Genomic DNA, 26453 nt, shown 5'->3' with positions numbered 1-26453 from the left:
ATGGCAAGGGGAAAGGTTTTTCTTATTGGTGCAGGGCCTGGAGATTATAAGCTTATTACTGTAAAGGGACTAGAGTGTATTCAAGAATCAGATGTTATACTATATGACCGGTTAGCCAGCGAAAAATTACTTTGCTTTGCAAGGGAAGACGCGGAACGAATTTTTGTTGGAAAAGCTCCAACAAATCATGCGTACAGTCAGGAGGAAATTAATCAACTGCTGGTACAAAAAGCTTTAGAGGGAAAAACTGTAGCTAGATTAAAGGGTGGAGATCCCTTTGTTTTTGGCAGAGGCGGCGAGGAAATCCTAGAACTGATTAAAAATCAAATAGAATTTGAAGTAGTTCCTGGAGTTACTTCGGCTATTGCTGTGCCAGCCTATGCAGGGATTCCTGTAACCCATAGAAATGTAAGTTCTTCCTTTCATGTGATTACGGGTCACGAAGACCCGACAAAGGATGAGAATGTTATTGATTATGAGGCGTTGGCAAAGGTTGAAGGTACTCTAATCTTCCTAATGGGAGTAAACAATTTAGGGAAAATCTGCAAAAATCTCATTGGTTTTGGGCAGGATGAAAATAGACCTGTGGCTGTAATTATGCATGGAACAACCCAGCATCAGAGAATGGTGGCAGGTACTCTAGGGAATATTGAGGAAAAGGTATTGGCCAATGAGATCAGCAATCCATCTATCATTATTGTAGGTGAAGTAGTTTCTCTTTCCCCTATGCTTCAGTGGTTTGAGAATAAACCCTTATTTGGAAAGCGGGTCCTTGTAACGAGAACGAGAGACCAAGCCAGCTCCCTTTCCAAACGAATAGAAGCCTTAGGCGGAGAAGCTATAGAATTTCCTACCATTAAGATTGAAAGACCCGACCATTACGATGAAATAGATAAGGCTATCGGGGAAATAAAAAAATATCAATGGATTGTATTTACCAGTGTAAATGGGGTGCAGGCCTTCTTCGACCGGATGAAGAAGCTTCGTTTTGATATTCGTTTATTACATGGAGCAAAACTTTGTGCCATTGGGCCGGCTACGGCGAAGGTACTGGAGGATATGGGTTTTGCTATTGAATATATACCGGAGGAGTATAGGGCAGAGGGCATTATTGAAGGATTGGCTGAAAAAATAAAAGCAGGAGATCAGGTACTGCTGCCAAGGGCAGATATCGCCAGAGAATTGCTCATTACAGAGTTAGAAAGATTAGGGGCAAAGGTTGATAACGTACATGTTTACAGAACCGTGATTCCGGAGCAAAATAGAGGTCTATTGCTGGAATTTCTGAAAAATGAGGACATCGATGTAATCACCTTTACCAGTTCTTCTACAGTTCGAAATTTTATCCAAATCCTTGGGGAAGAAAACATAGGGATGCTGAGTACAAAAAAAATAGCTGTTATCGGGCCCATTACTGAGGAAACTGCTAAAGCCTCAGGATTGAATATAGACATCATGGCAGGGGAATATACGATTGATGGGCTTGTTACTGCAATTCGGGAATATTATCAAAGATAAGGGGTGGGAAATATGACGTTGGTAAACAGACCGAGAAGATTACGGGTTAGTGGGGCGATGAGAAGCTTGGTAAGAGAAACCGTATTACATGTAGATGATTTTGTATATCCTCTTTTTGTTGTGGAAGGAGAGAATATTAAAAGTGAGATATCCAGTATGCCCGGTAATTATCACTACTCTGTGGATCAGCTAAAGGAAGAGATTGAGGAAATCAGTGAACTAGGCATTAAGGCGGTTCTATTGTTCGGGCTGCCCGAACATAAGGACAGCAGAGCAAGTCAGGCATACTACGATCAGGGTGTTGTGCAAAGAGCCGTTAGAGAGATTAAAAGGATTAATCCAGCGCTTTTAGTTATTACCGATGTATGCATGTGCCAATATACTGACCACGGTCACTGCGGCGTGATTGAGGAAAGCTATGTTGCAAACGATGTGTCTGCTCAAATCATTGCTGAAATAGCGTTGTCTCATGCGAAGGCAGGGGCGGATATCGTTGCTCCTTCCGATATGATGGATGGAAGAATCGCTGCGATCAGAAGTACTCTGGATGAAAATGGCTATACGGAAGTATCGATTATGTCTTATAGTGCAAAATATGCCTCTGCTTTTTATGGTCCTTTTCGTGCTGCAGCCAACTCGGCGCCACAGTTTGGAGACCGTAAGACCTATCAGATGGATCCTGGAAACAGTGATGAGGCATTAAGAGAAATAAGCTTAGATCTTCAAGAGGGTGCTGATTTTATCATGGTAAAACCTGCCCTAGCCTATTTAGATATTATACGAAGGGCGAAGGATTACTTCAACGTTCCATTAGCTGCCTACAATGTCAGTGGTGAATATGCAATGTTGAAAGCGGCGGCAGAAAAGGGTTATATTGACGAAAAGGCCACAGCCCTTGAAATGCTGACAGCTATCAAAAGGGCCGGTGCGGGGATTATCATCACTTACTATGCTAAGGAAGCTGCCCGATGGATTAAGGGGGAGTAAGGACAATGAATCTGGAGAGATCTAGACAGTTGTTTGAAGCGGCGAAACAGGTAATTCCCGGAGGGGTGAATAGTCCTGTAAGAGCCTTTCGATCTGTATCCGTAAACCCACCCTTTATTAGAGAGGGGAAGGGAAGCAGAATTATCGACGTAGATGACAACAGTTACATTGACTATGTGGGATCTTGGGGACCACTGATCTTGGGACATAGTCATCCAGAGGTTGTATGTGCGTTGAAGGAAGCTATTAATAGGGGAACCAGCTATGGAGCCCCTACAGAAATTGAAACAGAACTGGCCCGTATGGTTTGCGAAGCAGTTCCCTCCGTTGAAATGGTAAGAATGGTTAACTCGGGTACTGAAGCTACTATGAGTGCCCTTCGTCTGGCAAGAGGCTATACCGGTAGAGATATGATTGTAAAGTTTGAGGGTAACTATCATGGCCATTCCGATAGCTTGTTGATCAAGGCCGGTTCTGGGGCTTTGACCCATGGAGTGCCCGATAGTCCGGGTGTGCCGGCAGATATTGCGCAAAATACACTTACGGCTAACTTTAATGATATAGCAGGAATGAAGGAGATATTTCAAAAATATGGTGAGCAAATCGCGGCTGTTATTGTTGAACCTATAGCGGGGAATATGGGGGTAGTGCCGGCTTCGCAGGAATTTATGGATTTTTTGAGAATAATAACAACAAAATATGGAACACTTTTGATTTTTGATGAAGTGATGACAGGTTTTCGTGTTTCCTATCATGGCGCCCAAAGTTTGTATGGTATTCAACCGGATATAACCTGTTTCGGAAAGATTATTGGAGGCGGACTTCCCGTAGGTGCTTATGGAGGTAAAAGAGAAATCATGTCTATGATGTCACCGGCAGGACCTATTTATCAGGCAGGTACATTATCGGGAAATCCATTAGCCATGGCTGCTGGACTCATTACCTTAAGGATTCTGAGAGACAATCCTTGTATTTATACTGAACTTGAGGAAAAATCAAAGCTTCTGGCTGAAGGCTTGCGGGAGAATGCTATGAAGCTAGGGATAGCCGCTTCTTTGAATCGGGTAGGATCCATGCTATGCATGTTTTTTACTAGCCAGCAGGTTGTTGATTATCATACTGCTATCAGCAGCGATACCCGTATATTTGCCCGATATTTTGAGGAGATGCTGAAGCGTGGTATTTATCTGGCACCTTCCCAATTTGAAGCTGCCTTTGTTTCAGCAGCCCATAGGAAAGAGGACATTATTTTCACGATTGAACAGAGCTATGAGGCATTAAAGACCATTCTGTAAACGATAATTTTTTTTAAAAGGAGAGTAGAAATGAGTTTATTTGAAACTTGGAGAGAAACAGCCTTTGATCATGAAACCCGAGAGGCAGAAGCAAACTTTTGGAAAGAGTTTTGCAGTACTGAGAAGCATATCTACGATACACTATTGAATAAGCCTTATGAGGCAGTAGAAGGACAGATCAAGGTTCTTGCGGAGGGCTTTGATACCTCCAATGTATTTTTTATGGGCTTTCTTGATGGAATCAATGACAGTCTGAAAGAATCTTTGTCTTTGGAAGAACTGACGGAAGACAGCAATATACGATTTGAGATGGATTTAGAAAAGCTTTACTACAATATGCTGGCAGCAAAGGCAGATTATTTATATACATTGCCTCAATGGGATCAGATACTCAGTCCTGAAAGAAGAAAAGAAATCGAGAAAGAGCAAAAACGATCTAAAATCGTTGTAAAAGAGGAACGGATCGGACGTAATGATCCTTGTACTTGCGGAAGCGGAAAGAAATATAAGAAGTGCTGCGGCAAATAACAGCAAAAATCCCACCGTTAGGTGGGTTTTTAGGCTGTTGGTAAATTATGTTTATCAACAGCCTGAAGCAGTTAAACTGCTTCTACGCTTTCATTACATTGAGGACATTTCCCATAAAAATATAATTGTTGTTTAGTGACAGAATAGTTGGTATATTGTAAAACCTTTTCTATCAGATCAGAAAAGATGTGCTCCGCTAGATCTTCTACCTTATGACATTCTGTACAAATAATGTGAGGATGAGGCGACACAGTGGCATCATATCGGAAGCTGTACTCTCCTACGTTTAATTCCTGTACTAATTCAGCCTTTTTGAAGGCTTCTAAAGATTTATAAACCGTGGCTAAGCTCATTGTAGGATAAATTGGAGACAGTTTTTTATAAATCGTTTCGGCACTGGGATGTTCTTTCGAATTTTTCAAAACATCATAGATTGCCAATCGCTGCGGTGTCACTTTCATTTCTAAATTTCTTAAGGTTTGAGTAAAATCATTCAAAATATCGCCCCCTGGTTTCATTGACTGGTACCCCGTTGTCTTGATTATATATAATTGTTATTGCTTTGTCAATTATTGGGTGAAATGTGGGCGAAAAATTACAAAAATTAATTAAATATTTTTTAAAAAATCATCATACTATTAAAAATTTAGAAGAATCTCATCATTTTATTGGAGCCAGTGGAGAGCTTTCGGCTATCCGTTATCTCTACTTGAAACAGAGTGGGATATAGCGTATTATATATGTACATTAAGGTTATGGTGAATTCAAACAAAAAGTGAAGGTGAGTAAATTGGAAAAGGTAGCTTTGATCGCTTGCAGCACATACGAAATAGAAATTCTACGAAATGCCATACAAAATGCTTTCATGGAGCTTGGCGGCGTGGAAAAATATATACAACCGGGAGAGAAAGTGCTACTTAAGGCGAATTTACTGATGAAGAAGAATCCAGAAGAAGCAGCTACGACACACCCCGCCTTTGTACAGGCTCTGGCAGAAATACTGATAGCCCATGGCGCCTCTGTTATTATAGGGGACAGTCCCGGAGGCCCCTTTAGTGAAAAGCATTTGAGGGGTGTATACAAAGTGTGCGGAATGGAGGCTGCCGCTGAAGCCAGTGGAGCGGCTTTAAATTATGATATAGGCCATGTGGAGGTGAAGGGTGAAGGTCTAAAGTTACTTAAAACCCTAACGGTAATAAATGTATTGGAGGATGTAGATAAAGTCATTTCAGTATCAAAGCTAAAGACTCATGGAATGGCTCTATTTACAGGTGCAGTAAAGAATATGTTTGGGATAATCCCAGGACTGCTAAAAGCGGAATATCATTTTAAAATGCCAGATATAAAAGATTTCTCGGATGCTTTGTTAGATATTTGTCAATATGCGAATCCCGTACTTTCATTTATGGATGGTATCGTTGGAATGGAGGGAGAGGGCCCTTCTGCGGGAACACCGAGGGATATTGGTGTAGTACTTGCATCGGCCAGTCCCTATCACCTGGATGTTGTAGGTGCTTCCCTGATTGGTCTAGTACCTAATGAGGTGCCAACGATTGCAAGATCTATAGAACGGCAGCTTTGTGCAGGGACCTTGGAAGATATTGAGATTTTAGGCAGTTCATTATCATCATTTATCAAAAAGGATTTTAGAGTTCCTAAAATTAAAAGTGTTAGTTTTCTCAAAGGAAAAATGCCAAAGTTTATCGAAAGGTCGTTGAATCAACTGCTCCAACCGAAGCCTGTTTTTCTTCATGAGCTATGTATTGGCTGCAGAGATTGTGAAGAGAGCTGCCCGCCTAAAATCATTAGAATGGAAGAAAATCGTCCTGTGGCAGATTTAGATCACTGCATACGCTGTTTCTGCTGTCAGGAGCTGTGTCCTAAAAAAGCCGTGAGGATCCATAGGCCTTGGCTGCTGGATAAGATGATGAAGTGGTGAAAGAAAATGACATAGAACTGGAAAATAAGACCGCATACTTTATGATATTTACTTCAATAATAAAGACAGAAGTTTTTAGGGAATCTCTGTCTTTATTATTTTAAAACAAATACTGAGGTGGAAGTATGCGGAAAAGAAGAGTAGAAAAACCCATCGTTGCGATTTCAAAGGGCTCTAGGGAAGAAGAATCCATACAGAAAGCCTTGGAAATGCTGCCGATCGATGAAATCATAAAAACAGGAGATATTGTTGCCATTACTCCAAACTGGGTTAAGGCAATGTCTCCCAATACAGGGACGGTAGTAGGGCCTAAAACCCTGAAATCCCTAATCAAATATATAAAGAGGAAAAAGCCTGGAAAAATCTATATAGCCACAGGATCGGGCGGAGATCCGACACCGAAAGTGATGGCATATGCTGGATATGATCGTGTCATTAAGGAAGAAGGGGTAGTTTTTGTAGATTTAAACTACGGTCCTTATATCAATTTAGATCTTGATCATTCTAATCCCAAAACCACGAAAATCAATCAATTATTGGAGGAGATTAATGTACTGATTTCTTTTACTCAATTAAAACAACATGAAGAGGCAACCATGAGCGCAGGGATAAAAAATATCGCTCTAAGCTGGCCTCCTGCAGAAATTCACGGCTTTCCCAAAAAAACCTTAGGGATACATCAAGACCTGCATGGGTTTATAGCTGCTATGGCAAAAAAAATTCCTATAGACCTAACCATCGTAAGTGCCGATAAGACAATGATTGGGACTGGACCTTCGGATGGAAAAGCAGTGGATACGCCTTCCCTGATTCTAGCAGGGACCGATCCTGTGGCAACAGATACCATTGGCGCACGATTATTGGGCTTCCTGCCCCAGGCAGTTCATTATCTGTATCACTTATATCAAGAGGGATTTGGCGTTGCAGAACCAGAAAAAATGGATTTACGGGGCATATCTCTACAGGAGGCGGAAAAAATTTTCAGTCAGGCGGCCTATCAACAGGAAATTGTCTTAGATAAAGATGGAATTAAGAATATACACGGCAATCAATAATTTTTGCTCATCTTAAAATTAGACATTTAACGACAGTTCCCATGTACTTTGCAGTTATTTATGATATAATAGCTTAATACATAATACATAGGCGTCAACTTAACCCATAATTTGTCATCCTGAGCGGAGTAAAACGGAGTCGAAGGATCTTTAAGCTAGATGATATATTCTGATACTCAAAAGTAATTTTGCTTATGTTTTATAAGATTCTTCGCTAACGCTCAGAATGACATGCTTCTAAGGTTTATTTGGAAATAATTGGATTACGTTGACGCCTATGATACATAATATGGAGCATAAGTGATCATTAAGGGGGATCTTGTTATGAAAGCAGAACTCATAAATCCTTTTATAAAGGCGAGTAAGGACATTTTAATGCAAATGGCGATGATTCCATTTGAGCTTGGTAAAATTTATTTGAAGGAATCACCCTTTATGGCGCAAAATGTTGCTATCTTGATCGGAGTGACAGGTGGTTTGAAGGGTCAAGTGATTATTAATATGGGCGAGGAAACGGCGAAGAAAATTGCTTCCGGAATGATGGGCGGTATGCCCGTTGACAGCTTTGAGGAGATTGCGAAGAGTGCAATCTCCGAATTAGGAAATATGATCATGGGAAATACGGCAACCCTATTATATAATGAAGGTATAACCATTGATATAACACCCCCGACTCTATTAACGGGAGAAAAGCTTTCTGTGTCAAACGGACATTTGAAAACACTTTGTATACCCCTCATAAGTGATGGGGCTGTTATAGAAATCGAGATTGCAGTAAAGGAGTAATGGATATGGCTTTGAATATCGTTTTATTTCAGCCTGAAATACCACCCAATACAGGAAATATTGCAAGAAGCTGTGCAGCCACAGGGACAAAGCTGCATTTAATCAAACCTTTAGGCTTTTCTATAGAGGATAAGCATGTTAAACGCGCCGGTCTGGATTATTGGGATTTGTTGAATTTAAAAGTTTACGAAAATTTAGAAGAGTTTTTCCAAAGTTACCCCTCTTCTACTTTTTTCTTCGCCACAACGAAAGGAAAAAAGTTCTACACTGAGGTGCAATTCGAGGACGAGTGTTTTATCATGTTTGGCAAAGAAACAGCAGGACTACCCCCAGAATTATTAAAAGCCCATGAAGAACAGTGTATACGAATTCCCATGGTAGAAAATGAAAAGGCACGGTCACTTAACCTTTCAAACTCGGTAAATATTATTCTATACGAAGCCCTACGGCAAAATGGATTTCAAAATCTAACTTAGAGAGTATAAAAGCTCTCTTTTTATTTTGCATAAAATATAGGAATGCTGTAATTAGAAGGAATTGCATATTGACAAATGTAAATATTGTATTAAAAATTTAACATGCATTTAACAAAAAGAATAAAAAATAGTGTATGATATACAAGGGAGAAAATGAAATAGACAGACTTGGAGGGAAATGATGAAAATTGTATTTGAACTATTAGGCGGTTTAGGATTATTCCTCTATGGTATGACCATCATGGGAGACGGGTTAGAAAAGACAGCCGGAGACAAAATGAAGAAAATCATTGAGGTTCTGACAAATAACCGAATCATTGCCGTAATTGTCGGGGCATTAGTTACAATGATTATTCAAAGCAGCAGTGCTACCACTGTCATGGTCGTAGGCTTTGTTAATGCAGGTATTATGACACTAACACAAGCCACGGGAATTATTATGGGTGCCAATATTGGTACAACCATAACGGCACAAATTGCTTCATTAAATATCAGTGCCATTGCACCTATCGCTGTTGGGATATCTGTAGCTGTTTGGATGTTTTCAGATAATAAGAAAACGAAGAATGCTGCTGAAATATTTATAGGTTTCGGGATCTTATTTATCGGTATGGATTTTATGAAGGATGCAGTAAAGCCTCTAAGAGGGTACGAAGGTTTTACCCATATGCTGCTGAGCTTTGGAAAACCTACGATTACCGATTCTATACTGGCTATTCTAGCAGGGTTTGGTATAACTGCAATAGTGCAGAGCAGCAGTGCATCAACAGGACTTTTAATCGCTTTAGCCAGCGAAGGCTTGCTGCCTATCGAAGCAGCTATGCCGATTGTTTTTGGAACAAATATCGGTACTTGTGTCACTGCCATGCTTTCCAGTATTGGCGCCAATCGAACAGCTAAAAGGGCCGCATTTATTCATTTCTTATTTAATATCATTGGAACTATTATATTTATGATCTTTTTTAGGGGACTTACCATTAATCTTGTGAAGAGTATCTCACCGGATAGTGCAGCACGTCAGCTTGCCAATGCACACACACTATTTAACGTGACAAATACGATAATTTTATTGCCTTTCGCTTCTATATTAGTCCGTTTTGCCAATAGAATAATCCCGAAAAAAGATTACGAAGATTTAGAGATAAAAGGAATTCGATATCTGGACGATCGTATTCTAGAAACTCCATCTATTGCTATGGTTCAAGTAATTAAGGAAACACTAAACATGGGAGACTTAGCGCTAGAAAGCTATCAAAAGTCCATGGAAGCCTTCTTCAAAAAAGATGAGAAGTTAGCCCATGAGGTATTTAAGCTTGAAAAAATCGTTAATAGCATGGAGCGATCTATTGCCGAATATTTGGTAAAGCTTTCGAATACCAGCCTATCAGCAGAACAGCATGAGATAGTGGATGGTTTAATCAATACCATCAATGACATTGAGCGGGTAGGAGATCACAGCGATAACCTTGCAGAGCTGGCCATATATGCCATCGAGCATGAAATCGAATTCTCCGAACAGGCAGTGCAGGAACTCAGTCATATGCATGAGCGGGTGGTAAAATCCTATAATCAATCCATTCTCGCCCTACGGACTGGTGATATGAATATTGCTAAGAAGGTTGCAGAAAGAGAAGGGGAAATTGACCTGATGGAGAAAACCTTGAGAGCCAATCATATTGCAAGATTAAATCGCCAATCCTGTTCAGCAGAAGCTGGTGTGGTTTTCTTGGATATTATCAGTAATTTAGAAAGAATTGGAGATCATGCATCTAATATTGCATTAGCCGTTCTAGACACTACAAAAAAATAGAATCGTGCAAAAAAGGAGGACTTCCCTAGGGAAGTCCTCCTTTTTTGCTCAGTTTTAAAAAAGCTAATAAAAATTTAAAAAAATTAACACAATGTTAACAAAATAAATAAAAAAATGTCGTATGATATACAAGGTATCGATGATTGGAGGGGGTGGCAGTCGCAACAGGCTGAGGCAACATTTCCATAAATAATGCCATTGAAAACAGATCGGACTTCTAAGAATAATGAGGGGGACATTGCATGAAAATTTTTTTTGGACTGATGGGCGGGTTAGGACTTTTCTTATATGGCATGAAAATCATGGGAGACGGTTTGGAAAAGGCGGCAGGAGACCGCCTGAAAAAACTAATTGAAATACTGACGAATAATCGTGTAATGGGTGTGTTTGTGGGAACCATCGTAACTATGGTTATTCAAAGCAGCAGTGCTACTACTGTTATGGTGATAGGTTTTGTAAATGCAGGAATTATGAGCTTGACACAGGCTGTTGGTGTTATCATGGGTGCTAATATTGGTACCACCATAACAGCGCAGCTGGTATCCTTTAAGCTGGTGGATTATGCTCCCGTTGCGGTTGCTGTTGGTGTGGGGATTTGGCTTTTTTCAAAAAATAAGAGAACCAAGAATATCGCAGAGGTTTTTATTGGTTTCGGTATTTTATTCATTGGAATGGAAATGATGTCCGGCGCCATGAAGCCGCTGCGAGAGTATGAAGGTTTCAAGGCCTTGCTGATGAGTTTTGGAGAAGATACCCTATTGGATGCATTGCTGGGAATTCTGGCGGGCTTTGGATTGACAGCTATTATTCAGAGCAGTAGTGCCTCAATCGGTATATTGATTGCACTGGCAAGCCAGGGTCTGCTGCCGATTGAAGCTGCACTTCCGATTCTATTTGGTGATAATATTGGTACTTGTGTTACCGCATTATTATCCAGCATTGGTGCCAATAAGACTGCAAAAAGAGCAGCATTGATACATCTGCTGTTTAATGTTATTGGTACAATCATTTTTGTATTCATTTTAAAACAGCCGGTGCTTCACTTGGTAACAAGTTTAACTCCAGGGGATGCGGCCAGACAGATTGCTAATGCCCATACCCTGTTTAACGTAAGCAATATGGTAGTCCAACTTCCTTTTGCCAGTATATTAGTATATATTGCTAAGAAAATGATTCCTGAAAAAGCTGGAGAAGAAGAAATGATAGTAGGTGTTAAATATCTGGATGATAGAATCTTGGAAACTCCTTCTATTGCTTTAGGTCAAACCATCAAAGAAGTACTGCACATGGGTCATCTGGCTCAGGAATCTTATCAAAGATCTATGGAAGCCTTCTTTAAAAAAGAGGAAAAGATTGTCCAAGAAGTGTTCAAGCTTGAAGGCGCTATTAACCATCTGGAACGGGAAATTGCCAACTATCTGATTAAATTGTCCAATAGTTCCCTATCCGCTTCACAACACGAAATCGTTGATGGCTTATTTAATACCATTAATGATATTGAAAGAGTAGGTGATCATGCGGATAATTTGGCAGAGTTAGCTGTGTATCGCATTGAGAATAAGCTGCAGTTCAGTGATGTAGCCATAAAAGAGCTGGAAATGATGCATGACCGTGTTTTAAAATCTTATGATCAAGCCCTTTTGGCACTCAAGACCGGAGACACAAATATTGCAAAACGGGTTATCGAAAGAGAAGGTGAAATTGATCATATGGAAAAATCTCTTCGTGCCAGCCATATAGCCCGATTAAATAAACAACAGTGCAGTGCCGGTGCTGGTGTAATCTTCCTGGATATCATCAGCAACCTGGAAAGAATCGGAGATCATGCAGCGAAGATTGCATTCGCAGTGATTGATGCGACCGATAAATACTAAAAAAGACCTATCTTCTCCTTCGATGAATTATATATTATTTAGGCTCTGTTAAACTATGATGTTGATTTTGTAGGGTGCAGACCACCGTGTCCGCCCGTTTGTTTTATAAGGCATCTGCAGGTGGACAGAGTCGCCCACCCCCTACCCTTGTCACAATCTATGTCTAAAATATATAATATTCACACGAAACTTTAACAAAGTCATTATTTAAAAAAGCGGTTATCTTCTACAGAAAAGGGTATATAAGTGAATAGCAAAGAAAAGTTCATAAGGTTCATTGCGAAAAATTCATTAAAAAATGAAAGAAAAATGTTGTCAGTAATTTAACATTTATAATATAATGGTTATAGAAAGAAATTATGGTAATTTAAAAATACATACAGACTATCTATAGATCTGGTTGATGAATACGGGAGAGAGTTCGTAATGAACCGCCGAAGGAAAAAGGGACGATGATCCGCCAATCACGTCGCGAAATTCTCAGGCAAAGGGACCGTATTTTGACAGAACTCTGGAAAGCTTTTTTTTTAAAAGCACCGAAGGGGCAATTCTATTGTTTAGAAGAAACTCTCAGGTTATTATACAGAGGAGATGTGGCAAAGGTTTCTTTGCTATGCTCCTCTGTTTTGTTCTATTCAGACGTATACATTATGTATATTTTTAAAAAACTAATCAATAAAACGTTTTCCTGAAAAAGCAACTTGCATTGAGGTGAAGTACTTGAAAAAAATATTGGTTACAAATAATTCATTGGTCCATGCAAATTATAAGGATAAATTGGACATAATTTATTCGAATAACTATAGCTATCTAGACATATTAGGGATTGCAAGAGATAAAATCCACGAAGGCTATAGATTGTTAACCCATCCCTTATCTGGAAGCGTAAAGCCCAACGAAACTCCCTACAAATCCCTTGCCATTAGCAGTGACAAAGGAGAACTGGATCTTGATTCGCTTTCTATTATTGAGGCGAGTATTGAGACGGCAAAAAAGTTTATTGAGGGAAAAAAAACACCACAATGGACCGAAAAAATACTGCAGGATTTTGAACTGATAGACTTTTATCTCATTAGAAGTGCAGTTGAGAGCATGGATCAATTTTCATGATAGTTTATTCATTATATTAATCTAATGTTAAGGAGGAATAGAAGTGGAGAATTTATACGATGTGGTCATTATTGGCTCAGGCCCGGCAGGCTTATCTGCAGGATTATATGCAGCAAGAGCAAAAATGAAAACGCTGATTTTGGAGAAGAATAAGGTAGGAGGACAAATTTCTACTACGAATGAAGTCGCCAACTATCCAGGGTCTATTGCCCATGCTACAGGGCCAAGCCTGACTGCAAGAATGGTAGAGCAGGTAGAAGAATTTGGTGCAGAAAGAAAAAAAGATACCATAAAAGCTGTAGATTTTTCTGGAAAGATTAAGGTAATCAAGGGAGAACAGGGAGAGTACCAAGCAAAATCTGTAATCATCGCCAGTGGTGCAGAACCAAAACCAATAGGCTGTCCGGGTGAAGTTGAACTTACAGGTAAAGGTGTTTCCTATTGTGCAACCTGCGACGCAGACTTCTTCACGGATTTAGAGGTATTTGTAGTAGGTGGTGGAGATTCTGCTGTTGAGGAAGCCATCTATTTAACAAAGTTTGCAAGAAAAGTAACCATTGTTCACAGACGAGACGAATTAAGAGCAGCAAAATCAATCCAGGAAAAGGCCTTCAAGAATCCTAAGATCGATTTTCTTTGGAATACTACTATCACTGAAATTAAGGGTGATGGAGTAGTTGAATCAGTGGTATTCAAAAACCTGGTAACAAATGAAGTATCTGAATATCATGCCCATGAAGATGATGGTACATTTGGAATTTTCGTATTCGTTGGATATAAACCGCTGAGTGATTTATATCAAGGACAGATCAACTTAGATGCTGCCGGTTATATTCCTACCGATGACAATATGAAAACCAATATCGATGGAGTTTTTGCGGCTGGAGATATCCGTGTAAAATCATTGAGACAAGTTGTAACAGCTGTGTCTGACGGTGCTATTGCTGCTGTTCAAGCAGAAAAATATATTGAGCATAATTTTGAAGAATAGTCTATGGAAAAACAAATGTTTATTAAAGGAGGTGAAAACATGTTATCTGTAGATAAGGATACTTTTCAAGCTGAAGTTTTAGAAGCACAGGGTTTAGTACTTGTGGACTTTTGGAGCGACGGCTGCGAGCCTTGCATTGCACTAATGCCAGACGTTGAAGCTTTATCAGAAAAATATGAAGGCAAGGTAAAATTTGTAAAGCTAAACACGACACAAGCAAGACGACTAGCCATATCCCAAAAAGTTTTAGGACTGCCAACGATTTCACTTTACAAAGATGGGCAGAAGATTGATGAAGTGACAAAAGATGATGCAACAAGAGCAAATATTGAAGCAATGTTAGAGAGAAATATCTGTTAGTAAGTAGCATGCACTGGCGTGTATAACCGCACCGGTTGTAGGCTATAAATATAAAGGGAGGTGAATTTTGTGCGCCTTGAATTAGGAAAAATTAAGATTAAAGATGTTCAATTTGGTGACACAACGAAAGTAGAAAATGGAACACTCTATGTAAACAAGCAAGAAGTCATCAACCTCATCATGGAAGACGAGCACATTAAGAGTGTAGATGTTGATCTTGCGAAACCAGGTGAGGAAACAAGAATCACACCGGTTAAAGATGTAATTGAACCAAGAGTTAAGGTTGAGGGGCCAGGCGGAGTTTTCCCGGGAGTAATCAATAAGGTTACAACAGTGGGAACAGGTCGCACACATGTACTAAGCGGCGCTGCTGTAGTTACTTGCGGCAAAATTGTAGGTTTCCAGGAAGGTATTATCGATATGTCTGGACCTGGGGCAGAATATACTCCATTCTCAAAAACTTACAATATCTGTTTAGTAATTGAACCAGTAGAGGGATTGAAGCAGCATGAGTATGAAACAGCAGCTCGTATGGCTGGCTTAAAAGCCGCATCCTTCATTGGAAAAGCAGGTGTAAGCGTACAACCTGACGAGATCGAAGTATTTGAAACAAAGCCATTGCTGGAGAGCATCGCGCAATATCCTAACTTACCAAAGGTTGGATATGTATATATGCTTCAAACACAAGGTTTGCTTCATGACACCTATGTTTACGGCGTAGATGCGAAGAAAATCGTACCAACCATTCTTTATCCAACTGAGGTGATGGATGGAGCTATCCTAAGCGGCAACTGCGTTTCTGCCTGCGATAAAAACACAACCTACCATCATCAAAACAACCCGATCATCCATGATCTCTACGAGAAGCATGGTAAAGAATTAAACTTTGTTGGTGTAATCATTACAAATGAAAACGTATACCTGGCAGATAAGGAAAGATCCTCTAACTGGACTGCAAAACTTTGCAAGTTCTTAGGGCTAGATGGTGCGATTATCTCTCAGGAGGGCTTTGGAAATCCTGATACAGACTTAATCATGAACACTAGAAAGATTGAGAATGAAGGAATTAAAACTGTAATTGTTACAGACGAATATGCCGGCCGTGATGGAGCATCTCAATCCCTAGCTGATGCAGATCCGAAGGCAGATGCGGTTGTAACCGGCGGAAATGCTAACGAAGTAATAGAATTACCGCCAATGAAAAAGGTTATTGGTATGCTGGATTACACAGACAAAATTGCCGGCGGCTTTGATGGCAGCTTAAAAGAAGATGGCAGTATTGTTGCTGAGATTCAGGTGATCACAGGGGCAACCAATGAGCTTGGCTTTAATAAGATTTCTGCAACAAGCTTCTAAGAAAACAAAATAAAATAATGAGAGGATGGTATCCATGAGCATGTTTGATGGTAAAAAAGTCATCATCATCGGCGACAGAGATGGTATACCAGGTCCTGCCATGGAAGAATGCCTTAAGAACACAGGCGCAGAAGTTGTGTTTTCTGCAACGGAGTGCTTTGTCTGAACGGCTGCGGGCGCAATGGACCTGGAAAATCAAAATAGGGTAAAAAATTTGACTGAGAAGTATGGAGCAGAGAACATCATCGTACTTCTTGGTGCAGCAGAAGCAGAAGCTGCAGGCTTAGCTGCTGAAACTGTAACAAATGGTGACCCGACTTATGCAGGTTCATTAGCAGGAGTCCAGTTAGGACTCAGAGTATATCATGCAGTAGAACCGGAGTTTAAAGATAATGTAGATGCAGATGTATATGATGAGCAAATCGGAATGATGGAGATGGTTTTGGATGTAGACTCCATTATTGCTGAAATGACTTCAATCAGAGATCAGTTTACAAAATACTAAAAGAACAATTCTGTAATGAAAAATACAATTTCCCATTGCAAAAATAAGAGAGGGGGGAAACTATGAGCAAAATTAGAGTTGTTCATTATATAAACCAGTTCTTTGCCGGAATCGGTGGAGAAGAAAAGGCTGATATTAAGCCAGAGGTACGAGAAGGTGCAGTTGGACCGGGAGCTGCTTTAAATACAGCCTTCGGCGGAGAAGCTGAAATCGTAGCTACAATTATTTGCGGAGACTCCTATTACAACGAAAATATAGAAACTGCCAAGAGTGAAATCCTGGAGATGGTTAAACAGCACAATCCTGATTTGTTCATTGCAGGACCGGCATTCAACGCAGGAAGATATGGTGTAGCTTGCGGTTCCATTTCTAAGACCGTTAAAGAAGAATTGAATATTCCTGTAGCCACAGCCATGTATATTGAAAATCCTGGTGCAGACATGTATAAAAAGGATCTGTACATCGTAGAAACAGGAAACTCTGCTGCATCTATGAGAACAGCTGCTCCTGCTTTAGCTAAGCTTGCTCTGAAGTTGGCTAAGGGTGAAGAGATCAAAGCGCCGACAGTGGACGGATATATTCCTAGAGGCGTGAGAAAGAACATCTTTACAGAGGACAGAGGCTCTAAAAGAGCTGTAGATATGATGTTGAAAAAGCTTAAGGGAGAAGAATTTGTAACAGAGTATCCAATGCCGGATTTTGATAATGTTACACCAAATCCAGCAGTAAAAGATATGACAAAGGCTAAAATCGCTCTGGTTACATCCGGCGGTATTGTTCCGAAGGGCAACCCAAATCATATTGAATCCTCCAGTGCTTCAAAATACGGAAAATATGATATTGCCAGCTTTGATAACCTTACTGAATCAAGCCATGAGACAGCTCACGGCGGATACGACCCAGTATATGCAAATGCTGATGCTGATAGAGTATTACCGGTGGATGTGCTTCGTGAGTTGGAAAAAGAAGGGGTTATTGGAGAATTGCACAAGTACTTCTATACAACTGTAGGAAACGGTACATCCGTTGCAAACTCTAAGCAATTTGCTGCTGAATTCTCTAAGGAATTGGTAGCAGATGGAGTAGATGCCGTTATCCTAACCTCCACCTGAGGTACTTGTACACGTTGCGGTGCAACGATGGTAAAAGAAATTGAAAGAGCGGGAATCCCTGTTGTGCATATTTGTACTGTAGTACCGATTTCCTTAACCGTTGGTGCAAACAGAATTGTACCTGCGATTGCAATCCCGCACCCACTTGGCAATCCGGCTCTAGACCCAGCTGAAGAGAAGAAGCTGAGAAGAAAGATTGTTGAGAAGGCCCTTAAGGCTTTACAAACAGAAGTCGAGGGACAAACAGTATTCGAAAATTAATTGCAAGCCAGTTGCTTCTGCAGCTGGCAGCTGCTAAGACTATCAAATAAATGGGTGATATTTTCATCACCCATTTATTTAAAAGCTGCATTCTTCTTTAAAATATATTATTAAAACTTCATATGGTCTGCAGCTGCGAGCTGCAAGGATATGCTTACAGCAAATTAACCTTTTATATTATGCGGAGGTGAAGGATATGAGTTATGCAGTAGTAAGGGGTGCAGGATATGTTTTAATATATACCCCTGATATGATTCTCCATAATGGTACAACACAAACCACAGAAAGACATACCAATCCTGATTCAGATTATCTTAAAAAGGTTCCTGAGCATACAAGATCCTTTGAACAGGTAATCAACTATGCACCCAATCAGGTTTATATTGGCAACCTAACACCGGAAGAACTAAGACATTATGAAATGCCTTGGTATGATAAGGACGTAGCCAATGCGAATCGGTTTGGAAAGTTTGGGGAAATCATGCCGCAGGATGAGTTTATCGGTATGATGAAAATGTCTGATGCATTTGACCTGGTAAAGCTGGATAGAGGGTTTACAGCTTCAGTCAAGGAGAAGCTGGCCAAGCATCCCTTATTTACCGATGAAGAACTGGTCAATCTAAAGGAAGGGGAAGACCTTTCTGAAATCGAAAAGTTTGTTAAGGAGCAGCATGCTGAGGCCCTTTATCATGAAGGGAAGCTGGTAGGCTGCGTAAAAAGAGCCCATGATATTGATCCAAACTTAAATGCCCATGTGCTCTTTGAAAATCTTGTGGTAAAAGCCTCCGGCGTTTTGGCCTTTAAACACTTGATTGCAAAGAATAACATTGACATAAAAGATATTGACTATGTGATCGAATGCTCAGAAGAAGCCTGCGGTGACATGAACCAAAGAGGCGGCGGCAACTTTGCAAAAGCCATCGCAGAAGTAGTGGGAGCAGTCAATGCTACAGGCTCTGATACAAGAGGCTTCTGTGCAGCGCCGACCCATGCATTGATTCAGGCAGCGGCCCTTGTGCAATCAGGCGTCTACAACAATGTAGTACTCGTAGCCGGCGGTGCAACAGCGAAGCTGGGGATGAATGGAAAAGACCATGTGAAAAAAGGCATGCCGATCCTGGAGGATACCCTAGGAGGATTTGCAGTTTTAGTGAGCAAGAATGATGGTGTAAACCCAGTACTGCGCACAGACCTTGTGGGAAGACACACCGTAGGAACCGGCTCCTCCCCCCAGGCAGTCATCACATCCCTCGTTGCTGCACCCCTGGATAAAGGCGGATTAAAAATTACAGACATCGATAAATATTCCGTAGAAATGCAAAATCCTGATGTTACAAAGCCTGCGGGAGCAGGGGATGTTCCGGAAGCAAACTATAAAATGATTGCAGCCCTAGGGGTAAAGCGAAATGAACTGGATCGAAAAGACCTGGCAACCTTCGTAGAAAAACACGGCATGCCGGGATGGGCGCCAACCCAAGGCCATATTCCTTCCGGAGTACCCTATGTTGGCTTTGCCAGAGAAGACCTAACGGAAGGAAGCCTAAACCGGGCTATGATCGTAGGGAAGGGAAGCTTATTCCTAGGCCGTATGACCAACCAGTTTGACGGCGTATCCATCGTAATGGAAAGAAATACTGGAAAAGTAGAGACAAAGGATACTGCAGTATCACAAGAGCAGGTGAAGAGCTTCATCGCAGAAGCAATGAGAGACTTTGCATCACATCTTTTAGGAGAATAGGAGTGATGACAATGACCGAAAACAAATCTGTAAAACAGATGATTGGAAAAGTATTTATGGATATCGCTGATGCCATTGAGACAGGTCAGTTTGGCGCAAAAATAAAAGTAGGCCTTACCACCTTGGGCAGCGAGCATGGGGTAGATAACCTGGTAAAAGGGGCAGAGCTGGCAGCCAAATCCGGTGCAGACTTTGATATCGTACTCATTGGCCCTAAGGTGGACACCCACTTAGAAATCGTAGAGGCCAACAACGAAGAAGAAATGCATAAAAAGATGGAAGAACTTTTAGACAGCGGATATATTAAAGCCTGCGTAACCATGCACTACAACTTCCCCATCGGTGTTTCAACCGTTGGCAAAGTAATCACACCGGGAATGGGCAGAGAAATGTTCTTAGCTACCACCACAGGCACCTCCTCTGCCCATAGAGTAGAAGCCATGGTAAAAAATGCGATTTACGGGATCATCACTGCAAAAGCTATGGGCATTGAGAACCCAACCGTAGGCATCCTAAACCTAGATGGGGCAAGACAGACAGAAAAGGCTCTAAAAGAATTAAATGCCAACGGCTATCCTGTAAACTTCTCAGAGTCCGTACGCTCAGACGGTGGTGCGGTTATGAGAGGCAATGACCTTTTAGCAGGAACTGTAGACGTCATGGTAAGCGATACATTAACCGGAAATATCATGATGAAAGTCTTCTCATCCTATACTACAGGAGGAAGCTATGAGTCCTTAGGCTATGGCTATGGTCCCGGTATAGGGGAAGACTACAAGAGGGTAATCCTGATATTATCCAGAGCATCGGGAGTACCGGTAGTAGCCAATGCCATCAAATATGCAGCAGGATTGGCAAAGGGCAATCTGGCAGAGGTTGCCGACAGAGAATTTAAAAAAGCAAAAGCAGCAAAGCTGGATGAGATCCTAAAGAGCTTGACAAAGGATACCAAAAAAGCAGCTCAAGAGGATGAAGGCGAGATCACAGCACCACCAAAGGAAGTGGTGACTGGATCTATTTCCGGAATCGATATAATGGATTTAGAGGATGCAGTGAAAGCATTATGGAAAGCCGGCATCTATGCAGAAAGCGGTATGGGCTGCACAGGACCCATTGTTATGGTTTCTGAAGAGAGACTGCAAGCAGCCATGCAGGTGTTAGGGAAGGCAAATTTTGTTGCACAGGAAGGCGACATCTGTTAGTGTACAGGCTCCAGTTTAGGCTGGAGCTTTTCTTTTACAGATACATGTTTAAAATTAAATAGAAAAAAATAGAATTATAGAAGGATTTTAGCAAAAGGATATAGAATATTATAAAGCTAATGTCTAGGGGAAGACAAAAAAATATGAGGAGGAATCTTAGATGTTAAGAAAAAGAATGTCAGTATTCTTAGCAATGGTGCTTGTTTTAGGCTTACTTGCCGGTTGTGCGCCAAAGGCACCAGCACCACAAGGAGAAACACCAGCACCTGCTGAAACAGCGGTGAAGATTGCAATGGTAACCGACGTAGGTGGTGTAAATGACCGTTCCTTTAACCAATCTGCTTGGGAAGGACTGCAAAGGGCAAAGAATGAGTTAGGCGTTGAGATTAACTACTTAGAGTCTAAGCAAGAGGCAGACTATGAGACAAACATCGAAACATTAGTAGATCAAGCAAATGATCTGGTATGGGGTATCGGTTTCTTAATGGGAAATACGATCGAAGAAGCTGCTAAGAACTATCCAGACCAAAAATTTGCGATTATTGACTATGCATATGCAGATACACCTGCGAACCTAGTTGGAGTTGTATTTAAGGAGCAAGAGGCATCTTTCCTTGTTGGATATATTGCTGGTAAAATGACAAAGACGAATAAAGTTGGTTTCATTGGCGGTATGGACTTTGACGTAATCCACAGATTCCACTATGGTTTTAAAGCTGGCGTGAAATATGCAAACCCTGACGTAGAAGTTCTAGAGCAGTATGCAAATGCTTTTGACAAGCCTGCAATCGGTAGAAGTATTGCAGAAGGTATGTACCAGCAAGGAGCAGATATCATCTTCCATGCTGCTGGAGATACAGGTAATGGTATGATCGAAGTAGCCAGAGAGCAAAACAAATATGCGATTGGTGTTGACAAGGATCAAAATGCAGATGCACCGGATCACGTAATCACTTCAGCTATGAAGCGTGTTGACAATGCAATGTTTAATATTGCTAAAGAGTTAAAGAATGGCAACTTCCCAGGCGGATCAACTGTTGTTTACGGTTTAGCGGAAGGCGGCGTTGACATTGCTCCTACTTCTGATAAGCATGTTCCAGCAGACATCTTAGCAGAAGTTGAAAGCTTAAAGGCGAAAATTATTAGTGGAGAAATCAAAGTTCCACAAAGCAAAGCAGAATTTGAAGCTCAATAATAGCTGAATATTTAGGCCCAGGACGTATGTTCTGGGCTTATGTTTTCAATATGAAAATAAGTAGATTTTGTAACCTTTGAATAAGCTGTTGTTATGATTTGGCAAGTTTAGTATAATAATAAATGCATAGGCGTCAACTTAATCTAAATATTTCCAAATAAACCTTAGAAGCATGTCATTCTGAGCGTTAGCGAAGAATCTTATGGAACATACGCAAGATTACTTTTGATTATCAGAATATATCATCTAGCTTAAAGATCCTTCGACTCCGTTTTACTCCGCTCAGGATGACAAATTATGGGTTAAGTTGACGCCTATGATAATAAATGCAAATTATTATTTCACAGTAGTTAGGAGGTATCCTTTTGAATACCCGTCAGAGAAATATCGATTTCGATACACCTATGATTGAAATGAAGGATATTGTAAAAAAATTTGGTGACTTTGTAGCAAATGACCACATCAACCTCAAGGTACATAAAGGAGAAATCCATGCCTTACTCGGAGAAAATGGGGCTGGAAAGTCTACCTTAATGAATATCCTCTATGGTCTATATACGCCCAATAGCGGAGAAATATGGATTAAAGGTAAGAAGGTTGAAGTAAAAAATCCTAATGTGTCCATTGCCCATGGTGTAGGAATGGTACACCAACATTTTATGCTGGTGAAGCCCTTTACGGTGGCTGAAAACATTATCCTAGGAATGGAACCCACACTGGGATTCAATCGAATCAATATGAGCAAAGCGATAGATGATGTACGGCAAATTTCAGAAAAATATGGCCTTCAGGTTGATCCGGAGGCGAAAATTCAGGATATTACTGTCGGCATGCAGCAAAGAGTAGAAATCCTAAAGGCCCTTTACCGCGGTGCCGATATCTTGATACTAGACGAGCCCACAGCTGTTTTGACACCACAAGAAATCAAAGAGCTTATTGCCATTATGCATAATCTTACGGAACAGGGAAAATCTATTATATTGATTACCCATAAATTAAAGGAAATCAAGGCAGCGGCTGATTATTGCACCATCATACGACGAGGAAAGCGTATTGATACGGTTGAGGTTAGATCTACTACAGAAAATGAATTGGCTTCCATGATGGTTGGTAGAGAAGTCAGCTTTGAAGTTTATAAAGAAGAACGACAGGCAGAAGATGTGGTGCTCAAGATAGAAAATCTTGTGGTTGAAGACAATCGAAAACAGGAAGCGGTGAAAGGACTTAATCTTGAGGTCCGTGCCGGTGAAATCTTAGGGATCGCAGGGGTTGACGGAAATGGCCAGACCGAATTGATCGAGGCGATTACGGGATTGAGAAAAATTAAAAGTGGAAGGATATTCATCAACGGAAAAGATATCACCAATAAAACACCAAGGGAAGTTTTTGAATCAGGGGTGTGTAATATCCCAGAGGATCGACAAAAACATGGCTTGGTTTTAGATTATACCATTGCTGAGAACATGGTATTGGAAAACTATCGAAAGGAACCTTTTTCAAATGGAATAAGGCTTAATTTTCCTCAGATTTTTTCCTTTACTGAAGAATTAATGGAAAAATTTGATGTGAGGCCGCGGAACAAAGATCTGAAAGCGCGCTCTCTGTCCGGTGGAAATCAGCAAAAGGTAATTATTGCAAGAGAGGTTACCAATGATCCGGATCTGCTGATTGCTGCTCAGCCAACCCGGGGCTTAGATGTAGGGGCAATTGAATTTGTACACCGCTCTCTTGTGGATCAGCGGGACAAGAATAAGGCGGTTCTGCTGGTATCCTTTGAACTGGACGAAGTAATGAGCGTTTCTGACAATATAGCTGTAATTTACGAGGGTAAAATTGTTGGTATGGTCAATGCGAAAGATACCAATGAGAATGAGCTGGGACTGATGATGGCAGGGGGTGGACATAATGGAAGTGAACAGTAAAAAAGAAAAATTAAAGAGTTTTTTAATCAACGAAACATTGATACTAACCTTATTGTCCATCGTTATGGGTCTTTTGGTAGGTGCACTGATTATTACTCTGTCGGGGTATAATCCCCTTGAGGCTTACAGACTGATGTTAGAGGGGATTTTTTCTCAGCCAAGATATATTGCCTGGACTGTAATCAGAGCAACACCGCTTATATTAACGGGTCTGTCGGTGGCATTTGCCTTCCGGACAGGGCTATTCAATATTGGAGCTGAAGGTCAATTCATTATTGGGGCCCTGACTGCTGCATTGCTGGGTTATTTTTTAGAGCTTCCAGCTATTCTCCATGTACCTATTGTACTGTGTGGCTCAATATTGGCAGCTGCTACATGGGGAGGTATCGTCGGTTTTTTGAAGTCTAAGTTTGGTATCCACGAAGTAATTGCATCGATTATGCTCAATTGGATCGCCCTCTATTTCATGAATTATATTATCAATCAGCCAGGCTTTAAGAGACCGGGAACGGAAGCATCTTTTGATATTCATGAAAGTGCACGTATCTCTATACCCTGGATGCGGGAAGTACTTGGCCCCGCTACAAAGGTTAACTGGGGAATTGTTATAGCACTTGTAATCACAGCTGTTATTTATTATCTTCTATTTAAAACTACGATTGGTTATGAATTAAGAGCTGTAGGTTATAATAAGGATGCTGCCGAATATGGTGGAATCAACGTAAATCGAAGTATCATGTTATCTATGGCCATTGCCGGTGCATTGGCTGGAGCAGCAGGTGCCATGCATGTAATGGGTGTTTCTTTTAGAGTCTCCGTTTTAGCTGCCATGGAAGGTTATGGATTTAACGGTATAGCCGTTGCTTTGATTGGAAACAACAATCCTTTTGGAGTTATATTATCGGCTTTTCTATTTGGGGGATTGACCTATGGGGGCAGCAAGATGCAAACCATTGGAGTACCAACTGAAGTAATCAATATTGTAATTGGTTCTATCATCTTCTTTGTTGCTACCTACAGGATTTTTAGATACGTATTGGTCCTATTCAATCGAAAAAAACTCCAAAAGGAGGTTCAATAAACCATGAGAGACTTAGCCTTTATATTAGCTACGACCCTTATGTATTCCACACCGCTGATCTATGGAGCTTTAGGAGCTGTTTTCTCAGAAAATTCAGGAGTGGTTAATATAGGAATAGAAGGTATGATGACGATTGGCGCCTTTGCAGGAGCCGCTTCCACTTATATTATGGCTGAAGGCTACGGTCATTTATGGTGGGTGCCATGGGTAGGCTTTTTAATAGGTGGCTTGGCAGGCGGATTGTTTGGTTTGCTTCATGCCGTTGCGTCAGTTACCTTTCAAGCAGATCAAACTGTGTCTGGGATAGCTATAAACTTTTTAGCACCAGGCTTAGCGCTGTTTCTATCGAGAAGACTCTTTGAAAACGCGACTACTACACCGCCCATTCCTTTGGATGCCAAGCTTCCGAGGCCGCTAAATCAGTTTTTTGATTTAAGTAGTATACCGGGCATTATTTTCAATCAATACGCTTCTGTTTATATTGCATTTATACTTGTATTTGTATCCTGGTTTGTACTGTACAAAACAAAGCTTGGACTCCGTATACGGGCAGTAGGAGAACACCCGAAAGCTGCGGACACCCTTGGCGTCAATGTATATCGCGTTAGATATTTTTCTGTGATACTATCAGGCATTTTAGCTGGCTTGGGTGGCGCGTCATTAAGCATGGCTATCGTCGCCTCCTTTAGACCAACGTTGATTTCCGGTCAAGGATTTATCGCAATGGCAGCAATGATTTTTGGCAAGTGGAAACCCCACGGAGCAATGCTTGCTTGCCTATTATTTGGTGCGACTACAGGAATACAGATATATTTAGGAAGTCCACAGGTAGGACTGCAGGTATCTGCAAATTTGCTGTCTATGATCCCATATATCATCACCCTCATTGTGTTGATGGGCTTTGTAGGCAAGGCTGTAGCACCGGCAGCAGACGGTATCCCCTATGAAAAAGGAGATCGATAGGCAGGACAAAATCCTGCCTTTTTTGTGCCTTTAAACAAATTGTGGAACTTGCTTTATTTAACAATAATTTAACCTGAATTATTCATCATAATTTATCCAGCATTGCTTCGTGCCGCATAGTTACAGTAGTTTTGCATTATTATTGGTTTCACTTAAAAAGTGAAACCAATACAATAGAAAAAGAGTTTCAACTTTGTTAAAATGAAGTCACCACAACTAACATTTCACAAAGGAGAAACCCTTATGTCTAGTCTAAGTGCACTTCACTCAGAAAGCAACAGTAAAATTAAAATTAATTTCGCAGGAGGGGATTTATCCTCTGATTCTGGCCTACTTCTGATTAAGGAATTCGCCCATAAGCTTGGTTTTCCTAAACTAATTAAAAAGCT

Annotated in this window: 23 protein-coding genes, 1 pseudogene and 1 riboswitch; of the genes and pseudogenes, 23 read left to right on the top strand and 1 reads right to left on the bottom strand. The window is 40.8% G+C overall.

The window, feature by feature from the left end; translation table 11 throughout:
- From cobA to BUB56_RS05665, 4 genes are read left to right on the top strand one after another with little or no spacing between them, the layout of a single operon-like run.
- Positions 1-1518: a uroporphyrinogen-III C-methyltransferase gene (gene cobA, locus BUB56_RS05680; protein ID WP_110940404.1), complete on the top strand. Its 1518-nt coding sequence runs from the start codon at positions 1-3 to the stop codon at positions 1516-1518.
- A 12-nt stretch (positions 1519-1530) separates the two neighbouring features.
- Positions 1531-2505 carry a porphobilinogen synthase gene (gene hemB, locus BUB56_RS05675; protein WP_110940403.1) on the top strand — a complete coding sequence of 325 codons (975 nt, stop codon included), beginning with the start codon at positions 1531-1533 and terminating at the stop codon, positions 2503-2505.
- 5 nt (positions 2506-2510) lie between these two features.
- Positions 2511-3800 (top strand): glutamate-1-semialdehyde 2,1-aminomutase, encoded by a 1290-nt coding sequence (hemL, locus tag BUB56_RS05670; RefSeq protein WP_110940402.1) that lies wholly within the window; start codon positions 2511-2513, stop codon positions 3798-3800.
- A 30-nt stretch (positions 3801-3830) separates the two neighbouring features.
- The gene (locus tag BUB56_RS05665) at positions 3831-4328 is read left to right on the top strand and encodes an SEC-C metal-binding domain-containing protein (RefSeq protein WP_110940401.1); all 498 of its coding nucleotides are present in this window, start codon (positions 3831-3833) and stop codon (positions 4326-4328) included.
- A 71-nt stretch (positions 4329-4399) separates the two neighbouring features.
- Here the strand turns inward: BUB56_RS05665 and BUB56_RS05660 are convergent, their stop codons facing one another.
- On the bottom strand, positions 4400-4825 hold the full coding sequence (locus BUB56_RS05660) for a transcriptional regulator PerR (RefSeq protein WP_330392567.1): 426 nt from the start codon (positions 4823-4825) through the stop codon (positions 4400-4402).
- A gap of 284 nt (positions 4826-5109) precedes the next feature.
- On the opposite strand from BUB56_RS05660, the gene BUB56_RS05655 reads away from it, so the two are divergent.
- The 19 genes and pseudogenes from BUB56_RS05655 to BUB56_RS05570 form a co-directional block, all read left to right on the top strand.
- A complete protein-coding gene (locus BUB56_RS05655) occupies positions 5110-6267 on the top strand; it encodes a DUF362 domain-containing protein (RefSeq protein WP_278319462.1) in 1158 nt (385 codons plus the stop codon).
- A gap of 125 nt (positions 6268-6392) precedes the next feature.
- A complete protein-coding gene (locus BUB56_RS05650; RefSeq protein ID WP_110940400.1) occupies positions 6393-7322 on the top strand; it encodes a DUF362 domain-containing protein in 930 nt (309 codons plus the stop codon).
- Between the two features lie 324 nt (positions 7323-7646).
- Entirely contained in the window at positions 7647-8108 is a 462-nt protein-coding gene (locus BUB56_RS05645; protein ID WP_110940399.1) for a chemotaxis protein CheX, read from the top strand.
- Between the two features lie 5 nt (positions 8109-8113).
- Entirely contained in the window at positions 8114-8584 is a 471-nt protein-coding gene (trmL, locus tag BUB56_RS05640) for a tRNA (uridine(34)/cytosine(34)/5-carboxymethylaminomethyluridine(34)-2'-O)-methyltransferase TrmL (RefSeq protein WP_110940398.1), read from the top strand.
- 181 nt (positions 8585-8765) lie between these two features.
- A complete protein-coding gene (locus BUB56_RS05635) occupies positions 8766-10394 on the top strand; it encodes a Na/Pi cotransporter family protein (protein WP_110940397.1) in 1629 nt (542 codons plus the stop codon).
- A 242-nt stretch (positions 10395-10636) separates the two neighbouring features.
- Positions 10637-12268 carry a Na/Pi cotransporter family protein gene (locus tag BUB56_RS05630; protein WP_110940396.1) on the top strand — a complete coding sequence of 544 codons (1632 nt, stop codon included), beginning with the start codon at positions 10637-10639 and terminating at the stop codon, positions 12266-12268.
- 400 nt (positions 12269-12668) lie between these two features.
- Positions 12669-12774: riboswitch (glycine riboswitch) on the top strand.
- Positions 12775-12988: 214 nt separating this feature from the next.
- A complete protein-coding gene (locus BUB56_RS05625; protein ID WP_110940395.1) occupies positions 12989-13378 on the top strand; it encodes a GrdX family protein in 390 nt (129 codons plus the stop codon).
- Between the two features lie 43 nt (positions 13379-13421).
- Positions 13422-14369, top strand: coding sequence for a thioredoxin-disulfide reductase (gene trxB / locus BUB56_RS05620; RefSeq protein WP_110940394.1), 948 nt, complete (start codon positions 13422-13424; stop codon positions 14367-14369).
- Positions 14370-14408: 39 nt separating this feature from the next.
- Positions 14409-14729 (top strand): thioredoxin TrxA, encoded by a 321-nt coding sequence (gene trxA / locus BUB56_RS05615; RefSeq protein WP_110940393.1) that lies wholly within the window; start codon positions 14409-14411, stop codon positions 14727-14729.
- Positions 14730-14798: 69 nt separating this feature from the next.
- Positions 14799-16085: a glycine/sarcosine/betaine reductase component B subunit gene (locus BUB56_RS05610; protein WP_110940392.1), complete on the top strand. Its 1287-nt coding sequence runs from the start codon at positions 14799-14801 to the stop codon at positions 16083-16085.
- A gap of 34 nt (positions 16086-16119) precedes the next feature.
- Positions 16120-16590, top strand: a complete 471-nt coding sequence (grdA, locus tag BUB56_RS05605) for a glycine/sarcosine/betaine reductase complex selenoprotein A (RefSeq protein ID WP_110940391.1) — start codon at positions 16120-16122, stop codon at positions 16588-16590.
- A 62-nt stretch (positions 16591-16652) separates the two neighbouring features.
- Positions 16653-17963 carry a glycine reductase complex selenoprotein B gene (grdB, locus tag BUB56_RS05600; RefSeq protein WP_110940390.1) on the top strand — a complete coding sequence of 437 codons (1311 nt, stop codon included), beginning with the start codon at positions 16653-16655 and terminating at the stop codon, positions 17961-17963.
- Between the two features lie 196 nt (positions 17964-18159).
- The gene (gene grdC / locus BUB56_RS05595; RefSeq protein WP_110940389.1) at positions 18160-19701 is read left to right on the top strand and encodes a glycine/sarcosine/betaine reductase complex component C subunit beta; all 1542 of its coding nucleotides are present in this window, start codon (positions 18160-18162) and stop codon (positions 19699-19701) included.
- Between the two features lie 11 nt (positions 19702-19712).
- The gene (gene grdD / locus BUB56_RS05590; RefSeq protein ID WP_110940388.1) at positions 19713-20903 is read left to right on the top strand and encodes a glycine/sarcosine/betaine reductase complex component C subunit alpha; all 1191 of its coding nucleotides are present in this window, start codon (positions 19713-19715) and stop codon (positions 20901-20903) included.
- Positions 20904-21063: 160 nt separating this feature from the next.
- Positions 21064-22098: a BMP family lipoprotein gene (locus BUB56_RS05585; RefSeq protein WP_110940387.1), complete on the top strand. Its 1035-nt coding sequence runs from the start codon at positions 21064-21066 to the stop codon at positions 22096-22098.
- Between the two features lie 404 nt (positions 22099-22502).
- Positions 22503-24020, top strand: coding sequence for an ABC transporter ATP-binding protein (locus BUB56_RS05580; protein ID WP_110940467.1), 1518 nt, complete (start codon positions 22503-22505; stop codon positions 24018-24020).
- Complete coding sequence (locus tag BUB56_RS19345) at positions 24004-25101, top strand: ABC transporter permease (RefSeq protein ID WP_190014236.1); 1098 nt, start codon at positions 24004-24006, stop codon at positions 25099-25101. The genes BUB56_RS05580 and BUB56_RS19345 overlap by 17 nt, the downstream gene beginning before the upstream one ends.
- A gap of 3 nt (positions 25102-25104) precedes the next feature.
- Positions 25105-26064 (top strand): ABC transporter permease, encoded by a 960-nt coding sequence (locus BUB56_RS19340; RefSeq protein WP_190014234.1) that lies wholly within the window; start codon positions 25105-25107, stop codon positions 26062-26064.
- Positions 26065-26307: 243 nt separating this feature from the next.
- Positions 26308-26453 (top strand): annotated as a pseudogene (locus BUB56_RS05570) (IS1380 family transposase); the annotation flags it as partial.

The sequence above is a fragment of the Geosporobacter subterraneus DSM 17957 genome, assembly GCF_900142145.1.
GTDB lineage: Bacteria > Bacillota > Clostridia > Peptostreptococcales > Thermotaleaceae > Geosporobacter > Geosporobacter subterraneus.
Note: the sequence above shows the minus strand (reverse complement) of the source record. Positions and strands in the feature narration are given on the sequence as shown.